Below are 22,203 nucleotides of genomic sequence, written 5' to 3'. Positions count from 1 at the left end.
CGCCCTTGTCTGTTCAGCCGTCGAGGCCGGTCAGCTGGTGATCTCACGGAAGTCGAGGAGGCTGCCAGGAACACCGAGGTGGCCGCGACGCCGGGAACTCCCGATCATGCCGGTCCGACACCGCGCGACTCGTCGTGTCAGGACCGGGTTGACGCGAAGAGTACTGAGTCCTCCTGGCGGCCGCGGATGAGAAGGTGCGAGCGCAGCAACCCTTCCCTGCGCATGCCCAGTTTGGTGAGAACCCGTGCCGAGGCGAGGTTTCCCGGGCGGCAGGTAGCTTCGACCCGTTGAACGCCCATCACCTCGAAGGCGAAGTCGAGCAGAGCCTGTCCCGCCTCACTCGCGTAGCCTCGCCCCTGATGGGCTGGAGCTACGACGAAGCCCAGCGCCGCCCGACGATGTGACGCGGACTCGACCCAGACCGAACACGATCCGACGACGACGCCGCTCGGATTCATCGACATCGCGAGCGTGAAGGAATCCCTCTTCGGACTCGCCACTTCCTCGACTGCCTCACGGATGAAGAGACGTGTGTCGTCCGGAGAGTTGGGGCCCCAGTCGGTGTAGCGACAGACCGCGGGATCGGAGGCGAACTCGTGGACCGCCTGCTCATCGGTGATTCGGAAGTCGCGCAGGACAAGGCGTTCCGTAGAGATCTCGATCACGGCTCAGATGCTAGGAGACCGGCAGGTTCGGCGAGTACCCCCGCGAGGAACACAAGCAGTGCCGAAGGGGTCGCGGCAGGAGCTGTTCTGACATGCTGTCCGCGTGCAGCGACTCAGAAGGGACGATGCCGCGTAGACGGCCGTCACCGCCACGCGCCGCCGGCCGTTCTCCCCGGCGGCTGGCCAGACCGTCGACACCGGGACTCCCGCGCGGATCGGGCACGCTCGTCATCGCGACGGTTCGTCTGGAACGTGAACGGCTGTGGCCCGGAGCGATCGCTCAGGCCCTTCGGCAGTGGGCGCGGGTCGCCCGCCGTCCCGCTCTCTCTCGCCCTGTCGGGTGGATGTGGGTGTGCGCTCTGCAGCCCGTTCGCCACGACCGAGGCACGCGAAATCCTCGAACTCGCTCTTCACGCATTGCCACCGCGGGCCGCACGTGAACTTCGCCGCATGGTCACGCCACTCGACGACCTCTATCTCGCCCACAGCTGGCCGGACCCCACGGCGTCCCCGGATGAAGGTTGGTGGGCCCGCCGCTGCTGGGGCTGAGACGGGAGCGCCGTCGTGTCGAACTCGGTCCGGACGAGCCGCCTCAGCGGAGGCTCGCGACCGCGATCTTGGCGGCCTGTGCGATGGCCGCGTCGGCGGCGGGCAGGATCAGCCTGGTGCGTGCCGATCGGGTGAACACCGCGACCGCGTAGGCCTCGCCGTTCGGGTACTCCACCACGCCCACCTCGTGCCGGAGCGCGATGAACGACCCGGTCTTTCCGGCCACCACGACGTCGTCGAAGGGGAAGGCCGCGGCGAGCCGCTGGGTCCAGACCTGCTGGGCCAGAACGGTACGCATGTAAGCGCACTGCTCGGGCGAGGCGGCCTGGTCCCGCCAGATCGCCGTGAGCAGGCGGGTCATGTCGCGACAGCTGCCGACGGTACTGCTCGGGTTCGCCGGGTCGAGGACACCTGCCCACGCCATCGCGCCGGAGTCGCGGAGCCAGGTGAGCGCCTCGGCGTAGGTCGGGCGGCCGCTCTCCCGCAGGACGGCGTCGTACAGGTCCGCGACACCGCCGGTGATCCGGGTCCCGACGAGTCCGAGGTCCGCGATGCTGGCCTTGAGCCGGTCGAGCCCGACGACGGCGAGCAGGGCGTCCGCGGCGGCGTTGTCACTGACCGCGATCATCGAGCGGGCCAGGTCGCGCCACGAGGCGGTCACCGGATCGACCATCGCCGCGAACCCCGTCGGCCCCGCCGTCCGCTGCGCGGGTGTGAGCGTGACCGACTCCGTGGGGTCCAGCTCCCCCTCGTCCACCATCCGGGCGTACGCCACGAGCACGGGCAGCTTGAACACCGAGGCGAGGGCGACCGGCTCGTCGGGAAGGAGGCCGACCTCGCGGCCGCTGTCCCGCAGGTCGACCGCGTGCAGCCAGCCCCACACGCCGGCGTCCTCGAAGCAGTGCTGGATGTCGGAAGTCACGTCGTCACTCACAGTGCGGGCACCTCGGATACCGGTCGCGGCGACGGTCCGTCCGGGGACGACCGTCGGTGCTCTCCGAGCACTTCCTGGAGAACGTCGGAGAGCCGACCGGCGGCCGGCGAGGGCGTTCCGACCCAGGCGACGCGGAGGGTGAGGGTGAGCGGCTCGCCGTCGAGGTCGGCGATTCGCACGCCGTCGTCGAGTCCCGGTGGGTCCGTCGTGAACGCGACGACCCCACCGGCGGCGATGAGGCCCCGGGCGACGCGCTCGTCGGCCATCTCGCGGACGGCCCGCGGAAGGAACCCGTGCCGTTCGCACATCGCGAGGAGCTCGTCGTGCGCCGCCGGCGCGTGCTCCCTGGCGGGCAGCAGCAGCTCGTACCCGGTCAGGTCACGAAGCCGGATGCTCCTCGGCACCGAGCCGTCGTCGGGCGCGATACAGCGCAGCGGAACGTCGAGCACCGGCCCCAGGGCGAGCCCGCGGGCGACGACGGGCTCGCGGAGGACGCCGACCTCGGCCCGGCCGGCCAGCAGGTCGCGGGTCTGGTCCCTGCTGGTCTGCTCCCCCACCTCGATGTCCGCCTCGGGCACCGCCTGCCGGCACGCGGCGACGAGCCGGGTGTAGTGGGCGCGCCCGAGACCGGGGGCGATCCGGATCCGAACGAGCTCGCGGCCGGGTCCGGGCCGCCGCCGCGCCAGCAGGTGCAACTGCTGTACCTCGTCGAGCACCCGCTGCGCGGCCGGCAACAGCGCCCGGCCGGCCTCCGTCAGCCGTACGCCCGCCGGGCCCCGGTCGAACAGCCGCGTCCCGAGTTCCTCCTCGAGTCGGCGGAGCCCCTGGGACAGCGGCGGCTGGCGCATGTCGAGCCGCTGGGCGGCCCGCCCGAAGTGCCCCTCGGCGGCGATCGCGGTGAAGTACTCCAGATGCCGTACGAGGTCCATGAGCAGGGACGATATCCAATCGCGCTCTGTCAGGCCTCGATATCCATATTGGCCTTGTCGGTGGTGTCGTGCTTTGATCGCACGCGTGGACACGGAACGGGTGAGCGCCGGCAGCGGGGTGGGAACGGAATATGGCCGGGGGGGACGCCGAACCCAGCGGGTTCGAACGATCGTGGTCGGGTCCCTGATCGCGTTGCTGGTCGTGGGCGGTGTCTCCGGCTACTTCCTGCTCAACGCTCCCATACACGCCGACGCGCGTCAGGACGAGACGGTGACGCAGGCCGAGCAGGCGATGCGCACGTTCACCAAGGCCTGGACGACCGGGGACTGGAAGGGCGCGGCAACGCTGACCAACAGCCCGACTGAGGCGGAGTCGCTGCTCACTTCCGTCGGCAAGAACCTCCAGCCGACCGCCTTCACGATCGACGTCGGCAACGGGGTGGCGGAGCGACCGGACCGATCCGGAGGGCCGGTCGTCGTGCCGTTCACGGTCCGGATGACGGTCCCGAAGGTCGGAGCGTTCACGTACACGTCGAAGGCTCGGATCGTCCAGACGACCGGGACACCGCTCGTCACGTTCGCCCCGACCATGCTCCACCCGCAGCTGAAGGCGGGCCAGACGCTCGCGGTGGCGAAGATGTCGACTCGCGGCTCGATCCTCGACCGCAACGGCGACGTGCTCGCCGCGCCGTCGCTGGTCGGCCAGGTCGACGAGCAGACCGGCAAGGGGGTCTCCGGGCTGCAGCAGAGGTACGACAAGCAGCTTGGCGGATCGGCTCCGGCATACGCCGTCGCGATAACCGATCGTGAGTCCGGCAAGGCCCTGAAGCCGTTACGCAAGGCCGGCGGCCAGGTCGGCCGGGACGTGCACACGACGATCGACGCCCACGTCCAGAGCGCCGCTGCCGACGCACTGGAGCAGGCGGTGACGCCGGCGTCACTCATCGCCATCCAGCCGTCGAGCGGTGACGTCCTGGCAGTGGCCAACAACCCGGGCGGCGGCTTCAACCGCGCCCTGGTCGGCCAGTATCCGCCCGGATCGACCTTCAAGGTCGTCACCGCCGCCGCGCTGCTCGAGAAGGGCCTGCAGCCCTCGGACCCGCTCCAGTGTCCACAGTTCGAGTGGGTGAACGGCTATCGATTCGCCAACCAGGGCGAGTTCACGCTGCCGTCCGGGTCGACGTTCAGGGACGCCTTCGCACACTCCTGCAACACCGCGTTCGTGCGGTCCCGGGATCGGCTCGACGACGACAGCCTGTCCGAGACGGCCAAAGCCTTCGGGATCGGCGGCGTGTGGGACACCGGCGCCGGCACGTTCGACGGATCGGTCCCGGTCAACACCGACGTCAACGACAAGGCGGCCGCGATGATCGGGCAGGCCCGCGACCTGGCCTCACCGCTGGTCATGGCATCGGTCGCCGCCACCGTGAAGTCCGGCCGGTTCGTCCAGCCCAGGCTCGTGCCCGAGGCCATCAAGCACCCCTTCCAGGCGCCCCGGAACCTCGACCCGCAGGTGGTCAGTGACCTGCAGTCGATGATGCGCTCGGTGGTGACGGACGGATCCGGCGACGCGCTGCGAGGGTTGCCCGGTGAGCCGCATGCCAAGACCGGCACCGCCGAGTACGGCGAGGAAAAGCCTCCCCGGACACACGCCTGGATGATCGGCTACCAGCAGGACGCCGACATCGCGTGGGCGGTACTGCTCGAGAACGGTGGATCCGGTGGCTCCGACGCCGGTCCGATCGCGGCGTCCTTCCTGAAGGCCCTCGGCCCGAAGTGACGAGGCGGGCGGCGCCTGGACAGCAACGCCCCGCTACTTCTGGTAGTGGTCCCCGACCTTGATCCGCGCGTACCGCGCCTCGGTGACGCAGTCCTTGCCGGTGCGCCCGTTCGGGTCGCGGAACCGGATCTCCCAGCAGGCCCGGTGCCGGACCGGGTGGTTGGTGCAGCTTCGCGACCGGCCGCTCTTGTGGCACGACCGCGACATGGTGGTGTAGCCGCGGACGTACTTACGCTCGGTGACCGTGCCGGAGTCGGGCCCGCAGGCCGCGAGCAGTACGAGCGCGGCCACACCAACGAGCATCGCACGCTTCATCGAGTCCCCCATCTGCCGGCGTCTGTCGGGTGCCGGAGCGTCGGTCACGCTACCGTGCGCCGATCACGCTCCAGCACCCGACGGCCGGCAGGCCGGCGACGAAGCACAGGTGAGAACCCGCGGGGCTCAGGTGCACTTCTGGATGGCCTCCTGGAACTCCTTGCGCGCCTGGTCGCCACCCTGGCTCTTCCAGGTCTTGATCACCTCGTCGAGGTAGGACATCGGCCGACCACCCACCGCGATCTGGTTGAAGGCGTCCTGCTGCAACTTCACCAGGCTCGCCGCGTTCTGGACCCACGCCGGTGAGTAGAGGCCCTGGGTCGGGTCCGGGGTCGCACCGTCGAGCTGCAGTTCCTGCCAGTGCTGCATCCGCTCGGCCTCGCCGGGCTGGTTGGCGTAGAAGTAGTTGATCTCCTGCGGACCGCAGAGATAGTTGAGGCCGTTGGCCCAGTTCTGGTTGCCGTTCGACACCGCGACCGGTGCACCCTTCACGTAGTTGAACATCTTGCCCTCGATGCCCTTGTACATGAAGGTGAACTCGTCGCTACCGAACGGAGCCGCCCAGTACTCCATGATGTGGATCAGTTCGATGATCTTCTTCTCGTCCTTGATGGAGGTCGGGATGCCGCCGAAGCCGTAGCTCGCCGTCCCGATGGCCATCGCGGGCTTCCCGCCGTCGTGACCCGGCGGCAGCCACGGTTGCGGGTTCGCCTTCGGATTGTTCTGCTTGGTCTGGGTGTAGTCGGTGTTCGGCTGGTTGCCGAAGAAGCCCCAGCCGCCCTGGGTGAAGAATCCCGTCCGGCCGCCGTGGAAGAGGTCCTGGTTCTGGTTCAGGGTCAGGGTCAACGCGTCGGGGTGGATCGCGCCCTTCTTCCACAGGTTGTTGGTGAACTCCAGGGCCGCCCGGTACTCCTCGGTCTCGATGTCCTTCTGCAGGGTGCCGTCCGAGGTCAACCGCCAGTTGTTCGGCGAACGGAACATCCCCAGCCACATACTCTGGCGCAGGCCGTCCAGACCATAGGTGTTCTTCTTCCCGTCGCCGTTGGGGTCCCCCGTCGCGAAGGCGACGAACATCTCCATCACTTCGTCGGCGTTCTTCGGATTGTCCACGCCGAGCTTCTCGGCCCAGTCCTTGCGGTACATGCCGAGCTGGCCGTTGACAGCCTGGATTGGATACGGAACGCCGTACAGCTTGCCCTGGAACGAACTCCCCTGCCAGGTCAGCGGGGGGATCCGCTGCAGGTTCGGAAAGTCCTTGAGCCCATCGCCGCTGAGGTACTGCGTCAGGTCGTGGAACGCGCCCTCGGCGATGAACTTCTGGAAGCCCGCGCCGTTGTACTGGCCGTTCTGGTTGAAGTTGATGTAGGTGATGTCGGGGAAGTTGCCGCTCGCGGCCAGTGTGAGCAGTTTCGTGGCGTAGTCCGGTGACGGCGCCAGGGTCGGCTGCAGTTTCACGTTGAGCCGCTTGTTGAGCTCCTGCCACCAAGGGTTTTTACCCAGTCCCGGAGGCGGCGAGCTGAAGAGGATCTGGAAGGTGGACACGCTTTCGCCCTTGCCGGGCGGTTCGGGGATCGTCACGTACGACTTCGGGTACGACGTCCACGCGATGGGCGTGTTCGTGACCTTCGACACGACCTCCTCGGGCTGGTGCTTCACCGTGGACGCGGGGAACTTCAGCTCCGAGACACAGCTCGCGCTCGAGGAGCTCGGCTTACCGCACGCCCCGAGGAACGCCAGGCCCGCTCCCGCGAGTCCCGAGAGCAGGACCCTTCTGTCCACTCCCCGACCCGCGCCGACCGCCAGGCTCCGTAGTTCGCCGGATTCCATGTCTGTTCACCTTCCTGGAGCATCGGTGCGGCATCGAGCAGCCGCATGGTCGCTTCTCATCCCTTGACCGCGCCCGACAGAACGCCCTGTGTGAAGTACTTCTGCAGGAAGGGGTAGACGAGGATGATCGGGGCGGTCGCGATGATCACGACAGCCATCTGCACCGTCTCCGCCGGCGGGGCCGGCTGGCCGACCTGCTGGCTCTGCGCGATGTTCTGCCCCTGCAGAACGAACAGTCGCAGGACCAGTTGGACGGGCCACTTCGTCGTGTCGTTCAGGTAGATCAGCGCGTTGAAGAAGTCCGACCACAGGGCGACGCCGTAGAAGAGCGCGACGACCGCCAGGACCGCCTTCGACAACGGCAGGATGATGTGCCAGAACACCTGGAACGTCCCGGCGCCGTCGATCCGTGCCGCGTCGGTCAACTCCTCGGGGATGTTCATGAAGAACTGCCGAACCACGACCAGGTTGAACGCGCTGATCAGCCCGGGGACGATCAGGGCCGCGTACGAGTCGAGCATCCCCAGGTACCGGACGAGCAGGTAGTTCGGGATGATGCCGGCGCTGAACAGCAGCGTCCCGAGCACCATGAGCAGCACGAGCCTGCTTCCTGGAACCTGCCGCGTGCGGGTCAGCCCGTACGCCAACGTCGTCGTCATCACCATGCTCACGACGGTGCCGACGACGGTGACGCAGATGCTCACCACCAGGGCTCGGGTCACGACGCCACCGGCCAGGATCTGCCGATACGCCTCCAGGGTGGGGTTCTTCGGGATCAGCGTCACCGAGGAGCCCGCGAGGTCGGCCTGGGTGGACAGGCTCACCGCCAGCACGTAGAGGAACGGAAACAGCATCACGATGACGATGACCGCGATGGTGACGACCTTCACGATGCGGGTTCCGACGGAGGGCTTCTCGATCCAGATGGGATGGGAGGCCCGAGGCGCCATCGTGCGGATAGCCATCAGAACACACCGTCCTCACCGAGCATGTGTGCGACCTTGTTCGCGATCAGGATCAGGATCGTGCCGACCACGCCTTTGAACAGACCGACGGCGGTCGCGAGACCCCAGTTGCCGCCCACGACGCCCTCGAGATACACGAAGGTGTCCAGGACCTGGCCCGCCTCCGCGCCGACCGCGGGCTCCTGCAACAGGATCTGCTCGAACCCGGTGGTCAGGATGTTTCCGAGGTTGAGGATCAGCAACAGGATCGCGATCCCTCTGATCCCGGGAAGGGTCACGTGCCACATCCGACGAATCGGCCTGGCACCGTCGACGACCGCCGACTCATACAACGCCGGATCGATCTTCGTGAGGGCGGCGAGGAAGATGATCGTTCCCCAGCCCACGTACTTCCACATGTACTGCAGCACCATCAGGGGCTTGAACAGATCTGGGTTGGTCATCAGGTTGATCGCACCCACACCGTGGTCCGCGAGCACCTGGTTCAACAGGCCGTCACCACCGAGCACCGACTGCCACACGCTGACCAGCACCACCCAACCGATGAAGTACGGCAGGTAGACGACCGTCTGGATGACTCTTTTGACGGTCGGCGAGAGAATGCTGTTCAGCAGCAGGGCGAGCGCGATGGGAGCGGGAAAGAAGAAGACCAACTGGAGCCCGTTGATGATGAGTGTGTTGACGAGCGCCTGACCGACCCGGGGGTCGCTCAGGAGATCGACGAAGTTCTGCAGGCCGACCCACTCGCTCTGGATGATCCCGAGATACGGCGAGTAGTTCTCGAACGCGACGATGTTGCCGGCCAGAGGCAGATACCGGAAGACCACGAAGAACAGAAAGCCGGGCAGGATGAACAGATACATCGAGCGTTCCTGCCACACTCTCGACCACAAAGAAATGCGGTGAGACTCACTCGGTTGCGTCGACGCTCCGCCGACCTCGACAGCACCCGAACTCGTTGCTGAGCCTTGGAGGGCCACCTCCGACTCCCTTCGTCCACCGGACGCGCCGGTGCCATCGCCCACGACGGTCGGACATGATCAGGCCCAGAGGTCGAGACCCAGGAGCTTGCGTCCCAGCGGAGTCAGCTCGGCAGGAGCCGTTCGCTTCTCCTCGATTCCGCGCGGGTCGCCCGGGAACGCCCTGGCGGAGGGATGCGTGTTGGCCTGCCAGCACTGGATCCGCTGCTGACGCGCGGCCTCGTCGGTGCCGGCCGGGTTCATGCTGACGTACTGCGCGAACCGCGGACGCCGCGAGGTGTTGTGGCCGTTTCCGTGCAGGAGCCGAGTCGTCCAGACCAGCAGGTCACCGGCCCGAAGGCGCGGCCTGGTGGGCGTGTATGCCGAGTAGTCGGGGTTTCGGGACGCGATCTGCTCGGGCGTCTGCGTCTTCAGGAACGACTCGAGGTTCTGGTACGTCTCGGGGACGCACTGGAAACCGCCCATGTCGGGCTCGGTGTCGGCCAGCGCGAGCACACCCTGAACACGGAAGGGAATGTCGGGATACTTGGCCATGTCGGTATCCCAGTGGATCATGCCCTTGTGGTCGTAGTCCGGATGACGCGGATCGACCGGCGGCTTGAGTCCAACCCGGTCGATCGAGACCCAGAGTCGGTCCGTTCCATGAATTGCCTTGAAGATCTCATACACCCGCGGGCTCTGCCGGATGTTCCACATCGACTGGTAGTGATACATCTCCACCATGCCCACCGGCCGGATGACGTCTGGCCGATACCAGGACTCCGGGTCGTCGGGGCCGGCGCCGGTGTGCCGCCACATGTCGTCGATCACCGCACGCAGATCCTCCGCGGGAACCGCTTCATGCACGATCACATAGCCGTACTTCATGATCTGGTCGCGCCACTCCGCCGGATTCTGTGTGTCATAACTCGGCTCATGTGTGGACGCAGTCATTGCATTCCTCCTGCCGATTCTGGATATCCTGGCTGCCCTGACCAGCATGGACAGCGGCCCGACCGACGATGGTCAGAACCGCCTCTGTCGGCCAGGCGTCAATACCAATACGTTCTTGCGATTGGTCGAGACGTCGCGCGCCGCCCCGGGCACACGGGAAGTCCGGTTCAGAACAGTTCAGGTCAACCGAACATGATCATCTGTACGCACAAGAAGGGACTCGCCTTCAGCGTTAGCAATTCTTCGTTGACTACCCATGGATTTCTCCCAGGTAGAAGAGAATGTGATCGCCGGGGGCGGCCACGGTCCATGTGGCCTACCAACATGTGGGCGCTGAGCAACAATCGATTCCGAGTTGCAAAGATCTCATTGCATGAAGAACTGCGGCTAACGTAGTGCTCGGGTTGGACCCGGTCAACGCGTTGACCGTCAACGGTCAGAGCGCGGAGGCGGAGGGCGAAGAGGCGGGTTGCGGGCCTCGGGCGCGACCGCTGAACTCGCGATCCTCGCGGGGCTGCCGGCACGCCACACAGGTGATGGGTGGCTGGAGCCTCCCTGGCTCCGCGGGAGAACTGACGGCACCATGGCACACGAGTACGGCCCGGCCACCCTGGTGGGCGGCCGGGCCGTTGGATGGCGCCGTTGGATGACTCTGTTGTCTGGCGCGGCTCGTGCGGTGGAGCCTGGGATCAGGCGTTGCTGGCGGTGCTCTCCCCCGCGGTCCCACCGAGCGAGTCACGCAGAGCCGGGACGAGTCGTGCGGCGTTCGCGCCGTAGACCTGACGCAACGCTTCCTGGCCGAGGTCCAGCCCGGAGATCGTCCAGCGCCCGGAGCCGGGCGGGTTGGACCCGGAGTACGGGAAGTGCTCGTCGGCCGTCTCGAGGAACCGGAAGTACCGCCGGAACGCCTCCCGGTTGGGCGGGAAGGAGTCGGTGCCGAACAGGACCCGGTCCGGGTGCCGGTCGACGAGCGCCCGGGTGGCGCGGGGCTGGCGGCCGAGCTCGGCGATGCGGGCGGCGATGTCGACGTTGAAGTTCGGGTAGGTCGACAGCATCCGGTCCACCCAGCCGAGGTCCTCGGCGTAGCAGCCCACGTGTGCACCGATGACGGTCACGTCGGGGTGAGCGGCGACGACGTCCTCCAGGGCGTCCAGCAGGACCTGCATCCGCGGGAACCGCGAGTCCCCGAAGTACCAGTCCGGGTGCCTTGTCAGCTCCTCGATCCGCTCGTTGTTCCCGTCGAGCGGCTCGAAGAAGGCGGCCGGGTCAGCGGTGTGGATCAGCACCGGCAGCGACAGCTCGCCGAACGCGGACCACATGTCGGCCAGCCGCTCGTCATTGATCATCACGAGCTTGTCGTTCTCGTCCCGGATGTGGAGCCCGATGTCCTTCCAGAGCTTCACGCCGGCCGCACCACGCCGTGCCGAGTCCTGCAGGCTCCGTACCAGCAGCTCGGGCCAGCCCGGACGGGACGGCAGCGTCCAGTCGAGCCTGGCGAACGTCGCGAAGCGTCCGGGGTAGGCGCGGTCGTAGCGATCCAGGTTGGCCTCGAGCTCGTCCTCCCAGCCACCGTCGAGGTTGACGATGGCCGCGACGTTGCAGTCGTCCATGACGGACAGGAGTTCGACGAGGTCGGGCGCGTCCCAGTCCCCGGAGTGCCAGCGGCCGAGATGGTTGTGGACGTCGACCACGGGTGCGGCGGCCCGCTCCACCTCGTGAGCGGGCAGCTTGACCATGGCCCGCGGTTTGTAGTCGCGCAGCCGTATCGCTGCCGCCTCGGCAGAATCCATTCAGGTCTCCTCAGGTGTCAGTTCGGGGAGGCAAATCGGTCCGGTCGCAGTGCGGTGAGGTCGTGTCCTGGGTCCTGCCCCACCGCGATCCGGGCGGCGATCGCCCCGACCGCGGGTCCCAGTGTCAGGCCGTGGGCGCCGAGGCCGGTGGCGAGCACCGCGCCCGCCAGTCCCGGCACCGCGCCGACGATGGGCAACGCGTCGCGGCTCACCGGCCGGAAGCCGACGCGTGTCTCCAGCATTGTGGCGTCCGCCAACCCGGGGGCGACCCGCAGTGCCGTGGTCAGGACGTCCGCCTGTCCGCCAGCGGTCACGCGGTAGTCGAAACCGACCCGCTCGTGGGTGGCGCCGGTGACGATCCGATCCGGGTCGAAGGCGAGGATGTAGGGGCCGCCCACGTTGCTCACGACGGGCGTCGTGGCGATCCCCTCGCGCGGATAGGAAAGGTGCACGATCTGACCGCGCACGGGGGTCACGCCGTCGCCCAGGAGGCGCGGCCACCGCGCCGCTGCCCAGGCGCCCGAGGCGTCGATCACTCGACCGGTGTCGATGCGCTCGCCGTCGACCTCGACAGCGACCACCTCGCCGGCCACGGTCACGAGTTCGCCGACACCGTGCCGGACGTCCGCGCCTCGCTTGCGCAGGGCGCTGGCGAGGCACACGGCGAGCTTCTGCCCGTCGACACGTGCGATTCCCGGCAGCAGCAGCGCGCCACGGATGCCGTCGCTGAGGTACGGCACCATGCCCGCGGCCTCGCCGACCGTCAGCCGGCGGACCGGTCCGAGGTAGTCGGCCAACGACGCGGGCAGGGAGCCGGACAGTCGAGCCAGGAGCGCTTCGAGTACGCCGTCTTCCGCGTCGTCGGTGGCGACCACGAGCTGGCCGACGGTGGCGTAGCCATGATCGGTCTCCCCGTCGTCGGCCAGCCGGGCGAGCAGTTCACGGTAGTAGGTGGCTCCCGACAGGGCCACCCGCTCCCTCTCGGCAGCGGACTGCTCACCGACGAGGTCGAGCGGGTTCACGATCCCCGCACCCGCGTCCGTCGCTCTGCCCTGGTGCCCCGCGTCGACCACGGTCACGCCGTAGCCCAGCCGGCTCACCTCGTACGCCGCGGCCAGCCCGACGATTCCCGCGCCAACGACCACCACGTCCGTCATTGCATCTCTCCTGATATCCCTACGACTAGCGTGGCTCGGCGGCGAGCGCCGAGTTCATCTGCGCGGCGACTTCCCCGGCGGTCCGCGCGACCGGCTCCTGGCCACTCCAGGAGGCAGCGAAGGCCTTGAGCGCGTTGTCACTCCAGACCGACGTCTGCACCGAGGACGGGAAGGTCCGCGCGTTCGGGAGCTGGTCGATGAACGCCCGCAGGTTGAACTGCGGAATCGCCTCCGCGTACGCGGACTCCTCACCCCGATACGCCGGAATCACCGTCCCGGTCCCGGCCTGGATCCTGGCGGCCACCTTGGAGCCGAGGAACTTCACGAACTCCCAGGACTCCTCCGGGTACTTCGTCTTGGCATAGACGACGTTGGCAAGGCCGTTCGCGTAGAAGGTCGCGTCCTTGGGGCCCTTGGGCAGGGGTGCGACTTCGGCGTTCTTCTTGGTGTACGGCACGGCGGCGATCGCCACCGGATCCCAGGAGCCGCCGTAGTACATCGCGACCTTGCCGGAGGTGAACATGCTCAGCGCGTCGGTGTCGGTCAGCTGTTGCAGAGTCGGGGAAGCGTGGTGCTTGTTGATGAGATCGGTCCAGAACTCCAGGCCCTTGATGCTTCCTGGCTTGTCGTAGCCCGAACTACGCCCGTCCGGCGAGATCACGAAACCACCGGCCTGCGGGATCGTGAGGTAGTACCCCTGCACGTCCACCAGAGGTGCCGCGATTCCGTGGACTCCGGTGCCCTTGTCGGTGAGCTTGACCGCCGCGGCGACCAGGTCGTCCCACGTCCAGGTGGGGTTCGGCGGGGCGACGGACGCCTTCGCGAAGAGTTCCTTGTTGTAGAACAGCCCGAAGGAGTTCGTGTCCTTCGGTATGCCGAACTGCTGCCCTTTCCACTGGTAGCCGTTCGTCACCGCCGGGACGTACTGGCCGATGTCGAGACCGTCTCGCTTGATGCTGTCGTCGAGCGGAAGGAGCACTCCCCCGCTGGCGTAGAGCTTGAAGGAGTCGATGGTCATCCAGAAGACATCCGGCGCGCTACCACCGGTCGCGGCGGTCTTGAGTTTGGTCCAGTAGGAGTCCCAGGGCGTGACCGCCGTGCGGATGGTGATGTTGCTGTGTGCCTTCTCGAACTCGGCGATGATCTGCTTCATCGCCGGCAGCTGGGTCAGGTCCCACAGACCGTAGGTCAGGGTCACCTTTCCCTTCGGCGACTTGGCGGTACGCCCGCTCGACCCGGACGTACCGCAGGCTGCCGCCGCCGTTGCCAGCATGGCTGCCGGCGCCGCCGCGAGAAGTCTCCGCCGGGTCAGGGATGCGTGGCCGGGTCGCGGGGCGGGTGCCCCGGTACCGGCGCCGGAGTTCGGAAGCATCGCCGTTCCTTCCCTACGCCGGGCGATTCTTCGCGGCGCCCAGCATGGAGCGAGACATCTCTCGCAGCCGATCGCTGCTCACCGCGAAGTCGGGATAGGCCGCGAGCAGACGCTGCGCGGCCGCGGGATCGTCCAGGTCGTCTCCACGTTCGACGGCCTTCAGGGCCATCGTCCACAGCTCCGAGACGAAGCCCAGTTGGGTGTCCAGCACGTCCGGCTCGGACAGCCGGCCGTGCCCAGGGACCACCACCCGGGGGCGCAACTCGATGCACCGCTCGAGAGCGCGGATCCACCCCTCGATGTCGGCGTCGGGGTCGGAGAAGTTGTTGCCGTGCTCCCATGCCACCGCCAGGTCACCGACGAAGAGGATGCCGTCACCGGGCAGCCACGCGATGAGATCGGCCCCACTGTGCGCGGGTCCGACTGCCATCAACCGCAGTTCGAAGGTGTGGAACTCCATCGACTCCGAGAACTCCAGCGTCGGTGGGAACAGTCGATCGGGAGCCGCACCGGTCTGCAGCCGCGCGTCGTCGGCGCCCTTGGCCAACAGTTCGTCCCGTTGTCCAAGGGCGCCCACGATGCTGACGCCCGCCTCGGCATACACCTCGTTACCCAGGCTGTGATCAGCGTGGTAGTGCGTGTTGACCACATGGGTGACGGTCGCCCGGTCGCGTTCCTTGAGGCTGCTCAGGATTCGACGAGCCGGGCCCTCGAAGTTCGCGTCGATGACGATGGCCTGGTCGTCGGCGAGAACCACTCCTACGTTCGTCTGCTCGTGCCGGTCGAGATCGCCCTGCCAGAACGACACGGTGTCGCTCAGCCGTAGGAGCGGCTCGTAACCCATGGAGATCCTTTCGGATGCGTCAGCTCTCGCCGGTGCAGGGCGCCCGGCGTCTCGCTCGGATCTACGGTGAGGTCGCTCAGCCCTTGGTGGCGCTGAACGCGATGCCCTCGATGAAGTGGCGCTGGAACGCGATGAAGATGATGATCAGCGGCAGGCTCGCCATCACCGAACCCGCCATCAGCACCGGGTAGTTCGTGAGGAACTGACCCTGCAGGCTGGCCAGACCGGCGGAGACCGGCATGCTCTCCGGGTCGGTGTTCACCACCAGCGGCCACAGCAGGTCGTTCCACGACCACATGATGACCATGATGGCAAGCGCGATCAGCCCCGGCCGAGCGAGCGGCAGCAGCACCCGCCAGAAGGTCTGGAACGGGCCGGCACCGTCGATGTAGGCAGCCTCCTGGATCTCCCGAGGGAGCTGCATGAAGAACTGCCGCATCAAGAAGGTGCCGAACGCGCTGAAGATGCCGGGCAGGAAGAGACCGGGAAGGCTGTTGAGCAGGTTCAGCGAGTGGATGATCTCGTACTGCGGGATCAGGAACAGCTGCGACGGCACCATCAGCACGGACAGGAAGAGCCCGAAGACCAGCCCCTGGCCGCGAAACCGCAACCTGGCGAAGGCGTACCCGGCCAGCGAGCAGAACACCAGCTGTCCGATGGTGCGGGCCACCGTCATCAGCACCGTGTTGACGAGCATCTGGCGGAACGGCATGGCGCTGAACACGTCCATGTAGTTCGACCACTGCCAGACTTCGGGAAACAGCGTCAACGGGACGGACGTAGCCTCGGCGAACGTCTCGACCGAGATCAACAGCTCCAGCAGGAAAGGCGCGATCATCAGCAGCGCCCCCACCGCGAGGACCACGTGGACGACGCGGTGGCTGGACCTGTCCCGTCGGCGTCCGCGGACACGGACCGCGGACGCCTCGACAGTGCTGCTACTCATAATGCACCCACTTCTTCTGCAGCCAGAACTGGCAGCCGGTGAAGACGATGATGATTCCCAGCAGGAGGAAGGCGATCGCCGCGGCGTATCCGCCGTTGGACTGCACGAACGCCTTGTCGTAGAAGAGATAGACGATCGTCTCGGTCTGGGCCAGTGCCGGGTTGTTCTTCCCGATCATGACGTAGATCAGGTCGAACGCCTGCAAGGAGTTGATGACGCCGATGACGGTGACGAAGAAGATCGTCGGAGACAACAGCGGCACCGTGATGGAGAAGAACTGCCGGATCTTGCCGGCGCCGTCGATCTCGGCGGCCTCGTAGAACTGCCGCGGGATCGTCTGCATGCCCGCCAGGAGCAGGATCATGTTGTAGCCGATCGAGGACCAGATCGAGACGATGGCTACGGCGTAGAGCGCCGTGGCCGGATTCGACGTCCAGTGCGGACCGTCGATCCCGACCACCCCGAGCACCTGGTTGAGCGGGCCGTAGTCGCCGTTGTAGACGAACTTCCACATCAGCGCGACCGCGGAGGGCAGCGTGATCACCGGAAGGAAGTAGAGCGTCCGGTAGATACCCAGCCCGCGTAGTCCCGGTCGGTTCAGCAACGCCGCGACGACGATGCCGGCCGGCACGCTCAGCAGCGACAGCACCGCGAACACGAGCGTGTTTCGCAGTGAGTGCAGGATCTCCGGATCGGAGAAGAGCGTCCGATAGTTGTCCAGGCCGTTCCAGGTGTGTCCCCCGAACGCTCCCCACTCCGTGAACGAGTAGTAGAAGGTTCGAAAGATCGGCCAGATCGAGAAGACACCAAGGCCGATGAGGCTCGGTGCGATCAGCAACCAGCCCCAGCGAGCCTCCAGCTTCTTCATGGCCGAACGCCGTGGGCGGCGAGGGCTCCCCGAAACCCTCTGGCTCTGCGCCTGCTCCGTGACTACCACCATGGCAGTGACTCCACCTAACGGGTCGGTTACCTAGCTCGGGCGGCCCGGCTCTTTCGCGAGGGCGTCGTTCATCTGCTTCGCGAGGTCCTTGGCGACGGTCGCGACCGGCCTCTTGGCGGTCCAGGCGTCGGCGAGCGTCTTGGTGGCGTAGTCGCGCCAGACCGGGGTGTTGACCGAGACGGGGAACGGGTAGTTGTACTGGAACTCGTCGACGAACGTCTGCAGGTTGAACTCCGGCGTCGACTTGACCCAGGCTGCCTGAGCGGCCTTCGTCGCCGGAATGACCGCGCCGGTCTGCGCCTGGATCTCCGCGGCCCGCTTGGAGCCGAGGAACTGGACGAACTTCCAGGCCTCCTGCGGGTACTTCGTCTTGGAGTAGATGACGTTCCCGAGACCGTTGCTGACCGTCTTGGCCACCTTGCCCTGCGGCATGGGTACGACGTCGACGTTCTCCTTCGCGTAGGGAATCGCCTTGAAGGCGATGGACTCCCAGGAGCCGCCGTAGTACATCGCGATCTTGCCCGAGCCGAACATCTGCTGCGGGTCCGTGTCGGTCATCTGCTGCAGGGTCGGCGAGACGTGGTACTTGTTGATCAGGTCGGTCCAGAACTGCAGGCCCTCGATGGTCGCCGGCAGGTCGTAGCCGGACTTCTTCCCGTCGGGGGAGATGACGTAGCCGTTGTTCTGCGGGATCGTGTTGTAGTAGGTCTGCTGGTCCGACAGGGTCGCGGCGATTCCGTGCACCTCGCCCTTGGTCAGCCGCTGTGCCGCGGCGAGCAGGTCCGACCACTTCCACGAGGCGTCCGGCGTGCGCAGGCCGGCCTCGGAGAAGAGCTTCTTGTTGTACCAGAGGCCGATGCTGTCGATGTCCTTCGGCAGCGCGTAGACGTCCTTACCCCAGGTGTAGCCCTTCGTGATCGCCGGCTCGTACTGCGTCATGTCGAGCTTGGCTTCCGCGATCGGCTTCGTCAGCGGCATGAGGACATCGTTGGACGCGTACAGCTGGAAGTACGCGAGCGTCATCCAGAACACGTCCGGCGCGCTCCCGCCGGTCGCGGCGGTCTGCAGCTTGGTCCAGTACGACTCCCACGGAGTCACCGCGGTGCGAATCTTGATCTTTGGGTTGGCCTTCTCGAACTCGGCGATGATCTGCTTCATGGCCGGTAGCTGCGTCGCGTCCCACAGGCCATAGGTCAGGGTGACCGGGCCGCTGTGGCTCTCTTCCGAATCCATGGACGAGCCGGACGACTTGCCGCACGCCGCGGCCGTCAACAGCATGGCGCCTGGAACCGCTGCGAGGAGGGCACGACGCGACACCTGCTTCTTGCCCGGGGCAGGGGCAGACGCCGAAGAGTGATCGAGCTGCATTGCTTGCCTTTCCTCTCGATGAAAATGTCGCGCCCTACGGCCGCGATCTGGTCGGACCCGTGTCCCGCGTCGTCGACGGGCGCCAGGATCACTGGCCCGAACGCTCGACTCGACGCGAGGCGTCGTCACCCAGGCGTCCGGAACCGGACACCTGGGACGCCTCGGAGGCTCGTGGTCCACTCGCCTCGCCGGGGTCACGCGGTCGCGATGTGCGGCGACTTCTCACGGGCGGCGACCGCTCACCTGGTGGGTGGACGACGCTTACCCGCGATGCTCACTTTTGCTCACTTTGCCTACGGTGCGAACACAATAGACCTCCCGGCAGCGCGATGTCACTCACTTCCGCAAAGCGCTTGCCTAGGTTCAGCCCAGGTCGTGCCACGACGCGCCGGCCAAGACGAGCAAAAATGGGCATGTGAGGGCCGAAAGTGGCTACGTCAGGTTCTGCGCAAACCTGTGTCGCCGCGGTTACGATGTCGCGCATGCGTGCGGAGCGACTGAACGCGGTGTTGGACCACATCGCCCAGCACGGCAGCGTCGACGTGGTCCATCTCTCGAACCGGCTCGGCGTTTCCGGCGCCACGGTTCGGCGTGACCTTCGAGCCCTCCATGACCAGGGGCTGCTCGTTCGCACGCATGGCGGCGCCATGGCCAACAACGTCGGCCTCGAGCTGCCGATCCGTTACAAGGCCTCGCACCATCATCCGGAGAAGCGGCGCATCGGCCTGGAGGCGGCGAAGCTCGTCCAGGACGGTTCCGTGGTCGGCATGACCGGGGGCACCACGGCGACGGAGGTCGCCCGGGCACTGGCCGACCGGCAGAACATCACCGTGGTCACCAACGCGCTCAACATCGCCACTGAGCTGGTGTTACGCCCCAACATCCGGCTCCTCGTGACGGGCGGGAAGGCGCGGCACGCCTCCTACGAACTCGTCGGCCCGACGGCCGAGGCGCTGGTCGCGGAGTACCACTTCGACATCACCTTCGTCGGCGTCGACGGCCTGACGGTCGCCGAAGGCTGCACCACCCACGACGACACCGAGGCGCACACCGACCTCGCGTTCATCCGGCAGTCCCGGCGCAACGTCGTGATCGCCGACAGCAGCAAGATCGGGAAGGTCACCTTCGCCAGGATCTGCGACATCTCGGCGGTGAACGACCTTGTCACGGACAAGGACATCGACCCCGCCGAGTTGACCGCGCTCCGCCGCGCCGGCGTGGCCGTCACCACGGCCTGACGGCCCTCCCCGGCCCTCCCAGCACGGCCTCGTCAAGCACCGCGTTCACGACGTCACGCCCAGTAACATTGCTCGTTTTTGCTCATATGAGTGCCTTGACGAGCTGATATGAGCGTTCTACGCTGCCCGGGGATGCTGGCTGCCGCCTGCGCAGCCACCGATGACATCCTCCTCCACAACGGCGACAGGTGGCCTCGTGACGACTATTACCTTCCTCGGCGCGGGTAGCGTCGTGTTCACCCGCGAACTGCTGGCTGACGTTCTCGGGTTCAAGGACCTCACCGATGTCCACATCTCCTTGCAGGACATCGACGCGGAGCGGCTCGAGACCGCCGAAGCCATCGCGCTCCACACGATCGAGCAGATGTCTGCTCGCGCGACGGTGACCGCGACCACGGACCGGCGTCGGGCCCTTGAAGGCGCCAGCTACGTCATCAACACGGTCCAGGTCGGGATGTACGCCGCCACCGTGCGCGACTTCGAGGTTCCCGCGAAGTACGGCCTGCGCCAGACCATCGCCGACACCGTTGGGATCGGCGGCATCTTCCGTGGCCTGCGTACCTTCCCCGTACTCGACGCCATCGCCCGCGACATCCTCGAGATCTGCCCCGACGCGTGGCTGCTCAACTACACCAACCCGATGGCGATGAACGTCGCCTACCTGCACGCGGTGGCGCCCTCGCTCAAGGTGTTGGGCCTGTGCCACTCCGTGTACTGGACCGTGCGCGGACTCTGCGACATCGTCGGGGTCCCCTACGACGAGGTCACCTACCACAGCGCCGGCGTCAACCACCAGGCCTGGCTGCTGCGCTGGGAGCACAACGGCGAGAGCCTGTACCCCAAGCTGGACGAGGCGATCGCCAAGGACGAGCAGCTGCGGCGCCGCGTCCGCGTCGACATGTACCGACGCATCGGCTTCTACCCGACCGAGACCAGCGAGCACTCCTCGGAGTACCTGCCGTGGTACCTCCACCACGACTCCGAGATCGAGCGGCTCCGGATCCCCGTCGGTGACTACCTGCGGATCAGCAAGGGCAACCTCGACGAGTACGCCGAGACCAGGCAGGCCCTGCAGGCCGGCAAGCTTCTCGACATCCACCGCGAGGCGACGGAGTACGCCCCGCAGGTGATTCACAGCCTGGAGACCGGCACCCAGCGCACTCTCTACGCCAACGTCCACAACGCCGGCCTGATCGACAACCTGTCCCAGGACTACTCCGTCGAGGTGCCCACCATCGTGGACGGAGGCGGTGTCCGCTCCCAGCCGGTCGGTGCGCTGCCGCTGCAGTGCGCGGCCGTCAACCAGGCCTACGTCAGTGTCGGAAGCCTCACCGTGGCCGCCGCCGTGCGCGGCGAGCCCCGACTGGTCCGTCAGGCGGCGATGGTCGACGCCAACACCTCCGCGTCGCTGACCGTCGACCAGATCTGGGACCTGTGTGACGAGCTGACGACCGCACACGGCGACCTCATCCCCGAGTCGCTGCGCGGTAGCGTCCGTCCCTGATCGTCATCCGTTGGCCGCGGTGTGGATTCGGTTCCGCACCGCGGCCAACGGCGTTTCTAGGCCGCGACGTACTGGTCGAGGAGCGCGTGGTCGCCAGGGCCGAGCCGGTCGACGGCGAAGTGCGCCTGGTGCCAGTACGGATAGATCAGCTCCGGTCGGCTGATCTTGTCCAGCGCGGCGAACTCCTCATCGTTCAGGGTGAGGTCGGCGACGCCTAGGTTGTCCGCGAGCTGGTCGTCCTTGCGTGCGCCGATCACCAGGCTGGTGACGCCCGGTTTGCGGAGCAGGTAGGCAAGCGCGACCTGGGCCGGCGACACGCCCCGCCCCTCGGCCACACCCACCAGCACCTCGACCGTGTCGTAGAGCCGGTCCGGGTCGCGGACCGGCGGCTCCTGCCAACGCTCGTCCACCCGGCGGGTGCCCTCCGGTGCCTTCTCGGAACGTCGGTACTTGCCGGTGAGCAGCCCTCCGGCCAACGGGCTCCACACCATGACGCCGAGCCCCTGGTCTATCGACGCCGGGATCAGGTCGTACTCACTGTCCCGGGACTCCAGGGAGTAGTAGATCTGGTTGCTGACGAAGCGCTGGTAGTTGTGGGCATCCGACACCGCGAGCGCCTTCATCAACTGCCATCCGCCGTAGTTCGAGACGCCGAGATAGCGGACCTTGCCTGTCCGCACCAGTGTGTCCAGTGCCTCGAGCGTCTCCTCCAGAGGTGTCTGCTCTGCCCGTCCCACTCGTGCACGTGGTAGATGTCAACGTAGTCCGTACGCAGCCGCTGGAGGCTCCCCTCCAACTGCCGGATGATGTGGTGGCGTGAGAGCCCGGCATCGTTGGGTCCGTCGCCCGCGGGCATCCGCACCTTGGTGGAAATCACCAACTGGTCCCGGCGCCCCTCGATCGCCTCGCCGAGGATCTCCTCGGCCGCGCCGGCGGAGTACATGTCCGCGGTGTCCACGCAGTTGACCCCGGCGTCCATCGCCATGCCGATCTGCCGGCGAGCACCGCTCACGTCGGTACTGCCCAACGCGCCGAAGTTGTCCTTACCCCCGAACGTCATGGTCCCAAGGCTCAGCATCGAGATCCGTAACCCCGAACGCCCCAACTCGCGGAACTCCATGGTGGAATCAACTCCCTTCCAAGCCGGCAGGATCGGCGCCTCCTCGC

20 protein-coding genes are annotated in these 22,203 nt (G+C 66.9%); 3 read left to right on the top strand and 17 right to left on the bottom strand.

What is annotated here, in order from left to right; all coding sequences use genetic code 11:
- Nucleotides 1-137 precede the first annotated feature (137 nt).
- From HEB94_RS24860 to HEB94_RS24850, 3 genes are all read right to left on the bottom strand, one after another.
- Nucleotides 138-665 carry a GNAT family N-acetyltransferase gene (locus HEB94_RS24860; protein WP_192752125.1) on the bottom strand — a complete coding sequence of 176 codons (528 nt, stop codon included), beginning with the start codon at nucleotides 663-665 and terminating at the stop codon, nucleotides 138-140.
- A 592-nt stretch (nucleotides 666-1,257) separates the two neighbouring features.
- Complete coding sequence (locus HEB94_RS24855) at nucleotides 1,258-2,148, bottom strand: serine hydrolase (protein ID WP_192752124.1); 891 nt, start codon at nucleotides 2,146-2,148, stop codon at nucleotides 1,258-1,260.
- Nucleotides 2,145-3,077, bottom strand: a complete 933-nt coding sequence (locus tag HEB94_RS24850; protein ID WP_192752123.1) for a LysR family transcriptional regulator — start codon at nucleotides 3,075-3,077, stop codon at nucleotides 2,145-2,147. Before HEB94_RS24850 ends, HEB94_RS24855 begins: the two co-directional genes overlap by 4 nt.
- An 85-nt stretch (nucleotides 3,078-3,162) precedes the next feature.
- Between HEB94_RS24850 and HEB94_RS24845 the strand changes: the two genes are divergently transcribed.
- Complete coding sequence (locus tag HEB94_RS24845) at nucleotides 3,163-4,857, top strand: penicillin-binding transpeptidase domain-containing protein (protein WP_337917989.1); 1,695 nt, start codon at nucleotides 3,163-3,165, stop codon at nucleotides 4,855-4,857.
- 33 nt (nucleotides 4,858-4,890) lie between these two features.
- On the opposite strand, the gene HEB94_RS24840 is transcribed toward HEB94_RS24845, so the two are convergent.
- The 12 genes from HEB94_RS24840 to HEB94_RS24785 form a co-directional block, all read right to left on the bottom strand.
- Nucleotides 4,891-5,172 carry a hypothetical protein gene (locus tag HEB94_RS24840; RefSeq protein WP_192752121.1) on the bottom strand — a complete coding sequence of 94 codons (282 nt, stop codon included), beginning with the start codon at nucleotides 5,170-5,172 and terminating at the stop codon, nucleotides 4,891-4,893.
- A 126-nt stretch (nucleotides 5,173-5,298) separates the two neighbouring features.
- Nucleotides 5,299-6,999, bottom strand: coding sequence for an extracellular solute-binding protein (locus HEB94_RS24835; protein ID WP_192752120.1), 1,701 nt, complete (start codon nucleotides 6,997-6,999; stop codon nucleotides 5,299-5,301).
- A 56-nt stretch (nucleotides 7,000-7,055) separates the two neighbouring features.
- Nucleotides 7,056-7,964 carry a carbohydrate ABC transporter permease gene (locus HEB94_RS24830; protein ID WP_192752119.1) on the bottom strand — a complete coding sequence of 303 codons (909 nt, stop codon included), beginning with the start codon at nucleotides 7,962-7,964 and terminating at the stop codon, nucleotides 7,056-7,058.
- The gene (locus HEB94_RS24825; RefSeq protein ID WP_202896531.1) at nucleotides 7,964-8,827 is read right to left on the bottom strand and encodes an ABC transporter permease; all 864 of its coding nucleotides are present in this window, start codon (nucleotides 8,825-8,827) and stop codon (nucleotides 7,964-7,966) included. Before HEB94_RS24825 ends, HEB94_RS24830 begins: the two co-directional genes overlap by 1 nt.
- 177 nt (nucleotides 8,828-9,004) lie before the next feature.
- Nucleotides 9,005-9,877 carry a phytanoyl-CoA dioxygenase family protein gene (locus HEB94_RS24820; RefSeq protein WP_192752117.1) on the bottom strand — a complete coding sequence of 291 codons (873 nt, stop codon included), beginning with the start codon at nucleotides 9,875-9,877 and terminating at the stop codon, nucleotides 9,005-9,007.
- A 689-nt stretch (nucleotides 9,878-10,566) separates the two neighbouring features.
- Nucleotides 10,567-11,667, bottom strand: a complete 1,101-nt coding sequence (locus HEB94_RS24815; RefSeq protein ID WP_192752116.1) for an amidohydrolase family protein — start codon at nucleotides 11,665-11,667, stop codon at nucleotides 10,567-10,569.
- Nucleotides 11,668-11,684: 17 nt separating this feature from the next.
- A complete protein-coding gene (locus HEB94_RS24810) occupies nucleotides 11,685-12,824 on the bottom strand; it encodes an NAD(P)/FAD-dependent oxidoreductase (protein WP_192752115.1) in 1,140 nt (379 codons plus the stop codon).
- Nucleotides 12,825-12,849: 25 nt separating this feature from the next.
- Nucleotides 12,850-14,196, bottom strand: coding sequence for an ABC transporter substrate-binding protein (locus tag HEB94_RS24805; RefSeq protein WP_202896530.1), 1,347 nt, complete (start codon nucleotides 14,194-14,196; stop codon nucleotides 12,850-12,852).
- A 13-nt stretch (nucleotides 14,197-14,209) separates the two neighbouring features.
- Nucleotides 14,210-15,040 carry an MBL fold metallo-hydrolase gene (locus tag HEB94_RS24800; RefSeq protein ID WP_192752114.1) on the bottom strand — a complete coding sequence of 277 codons (831 nt, stop codon included), beginning with the start codon at nucleotides 15,038-15,040 and terminating at the stop codon, nucleotides 14,210-14,212.
- 76 nt (nucleotides 15,041-15,116) lie between these two features.
- A complete protein-coding gene (locus tag HEB94_RS24795; RefSeq protein ID WP_192752113.1) occupies nucleotides 15,117-15,986 on the bottom strand; it encodes a carbohydrate ABC transporter permease in 870 nt (289 codons plus the stop codon).
- The gene (locus HEB94_RS24790) at nucleotides 15,979-16,854 is read right to left on the bottom strand and encodes a carbohydrate ABC transporter permease (protein WP_202896529.1); all 876 of its coding nucleotides are present in this window, start codon (nucleotides 16,852-16,854) and stop codon (nucleotides 15,979-15,981) included. The genes HEB94_RS24795 and HEB94_RS24790 overlap by 8 nt, the downstream gene beginning before the upstream one ends.
- A gap of 102 nt (nucleotides 16,855-16,956) precedes the next feature.
- Nucleotides 16,957-18,159 (bottom strand): ABC transporter substrate-binding protein, encoded by a 1,203-nt coding sequence (locus tag HEB94_RS24785; RefSeq protein WP_202896528.1) that lies wholly within the window; start codon nucleotides 18,157-18,159, stop codon nucleotides 16,957-16,959.
- 617 nt (nucleotides 18,160-18,776) lie between these two features.
- On the opposite strand from HEB94_RS24785, the gene HEB94_RS24780 reads away from it, so the two are divergent.
- Nucleotides 18,777-19,532 carry a DeoR/GlpR family DNA-binding transcription regulator gene (locus tag HEB94_RS24780; protein ID WP_192752110.1) on the top strand — a complete coding sequence of 252 codons (756 nt, stop codon included), beginning with the start codon at nucleotides 18,777-18,779 and terminating at the stop codon, nucleotides 19,530-19,532.
- A gap of 196 nt (nucleotides 19,533-19,728) precedes the next feature.
- Nucleotides 19,729-21,036 (top strand): alpha-glucosidase/alpha-galactosidase, encoded by a 1,308-nt coding sequence (gene melA, locus HEB94_RS24775; RefSeq protein WP_337917988.1) that lies wholly within the window; start codon nucleotides 19,729-19,731, stop codon nucleotides 21,034-21,036.
- A gap of 56 nt (nucleotides 21,037-21,092) precedes the next feature.
- Here the strand turns inward: melA and HEB94_RS52680 are convergent, their stop codons facing one another.
- The gene (locus HEB94_RS52680) at nucleotides 21,093-21,716 is read right to left on the bottom strand and encodes an aldo/keto reductase (protein ID WP_337917986.1); all 624 of its coding nucleotides are present in this window, start codon (nucleotides 21,714-21,716) and stop codon (nucleotides 21,093-21,095) included.
- Nucleotides 21,659-22,156 carry an aldo/keto reductase gene (locus HEB94_RS52675; protein WP_202896526.1) on the bottom strand — a complete coding sequence of 166 codons (498 nt, stop codon included), beginning with the start codon at nucleotides 22,154-22,156 and terminating at the stop codon, nucleotides 21,659-21,661. Before HEB94_RS52675 ends, HEB94_RS52680 begins: the two co-directional genes overlap by 58 nt.
- Between the last annotated feature and the right edge of the window lie 47 nt (nucleotides 22,157-22,203).

The sequence above is a fragment of the Actinopolymorpha pittospori genome (assembly GCF_014873875.1).
Classification (GTDB): Bacteria; Actinomycetota; Actinomycetes; order Propionibacteriales; family Actinopolymorphaceae; genus Actinopolymorpha; species Actinopolymorpha pittospori.
Note: the sequence above shows the minus strand (reverse complement) of the source record. Positions and strands in the feature narration are given on the sequence as shown.

Coding starts and splice junctions, on each gene's coding strand:
- HEB94_RS24795 (WP_192752113.1), bottom strand. CDS start 15,986: ATGAGTAGCAGCACTGTCGAGGCGTCCGCGGTCCGTGTCCGCGGACGC.
- HEB94_RS24785 (WP_202896528.1), bottom strand. CDS start 18,159: ATGGATTCGGAAGAGAGCCACAGCGGCCCGGTCACCCTGACCTATGGC.
- HEB94_RS24835 (WP_192752120.1), bottom strand. CDS start 6,999: ATGGAATCCGGCGAACTACGGAGCCTGGCGGTCGGCGCGGGTCGGGGA.
- HEB94_RS52675 (WP_202896526.1), bottom strand. CDS start 22,156: ATGGAGTTCCGCGAGTTGGGGCGTTCGGGGTTACGGATCTCGATGCTG.
- HEB94_RS24790 (WP_202896529.1), bottom strand. CDS start 16,854: ATGAAGAAGCTGGAGGCTCGCTGGGGCTGGTTGCTGATCGCACCGAGC.
- HEB94_RS24840 (WP_192752121.1), bottom strand. CDS start 5,172: ATGAAGCGTGCGATGCTCGTTGGTGTGGCCGCGCTCGTACTGCTCGCG.
- HEB94_RS24800 (WP_192752114.1), bottom strand. CDS start 15,040: ATGGGTTACGAGCCGCTCCTACGGCTGAGCGACACCGTGTCGTTCTGG.
- HEB94_RS24830 (WP_192752119.1), bottom strand. CDS start 7,964: ATGGCTATCCGCACGATGGCGCCTCGGGCCTCCCATCCCATCTGGATC.
- HEB94_RS24780 (WP_192752110.1), top strand. CDS start 18,777: ATGCGTGCGGAGCGACTGAACGCGGTGTTGGACCACATCGCCCAGCAC.
- HEB94_RS24825 (WP_202896531.1), bottom strand. CDS start 8,827: ATGTATCTGTTCATCCTGCCCGGCTTTCTGTTCTTCGTGGTCTTCCGG.
- HEB94_RS24810 (WP_192752115.1), bottom strand. CDS start 12,824: ATGACGGACGTGGTGGTCGTTGGCGCGGGAATCGTCGGGCTGGCCGCG.
- HEB94_RS24805 (WP_202896530.1), bottom strand. CDS start 14,196: ATGCTTCCGAACTCCGGCGCCGGTACCGGGGCACCCGCCCCGCGACCC.
- HEB94_RS24815 (WP_192752116.1), bottom strand. CDS start 11,667: ATGGATTCTGCCGAGGCGGCAGCGATACGGCTGCGCGACTACAAACCG.
- HEB94_RS24820 (WP_192752117.1), bottom strand. CDS start 9,877: ATGACTGCGTCCACACATGAGCCGAGTTATGACACACAGAATCCGGCG.
- HEB94_RS24850 (WP_192752123.1), bottom strand. CDS start 3,077: ATGGACCTCGTACGGCATCTGGAGTACTTCACCGCGATCGCCGCCGAG.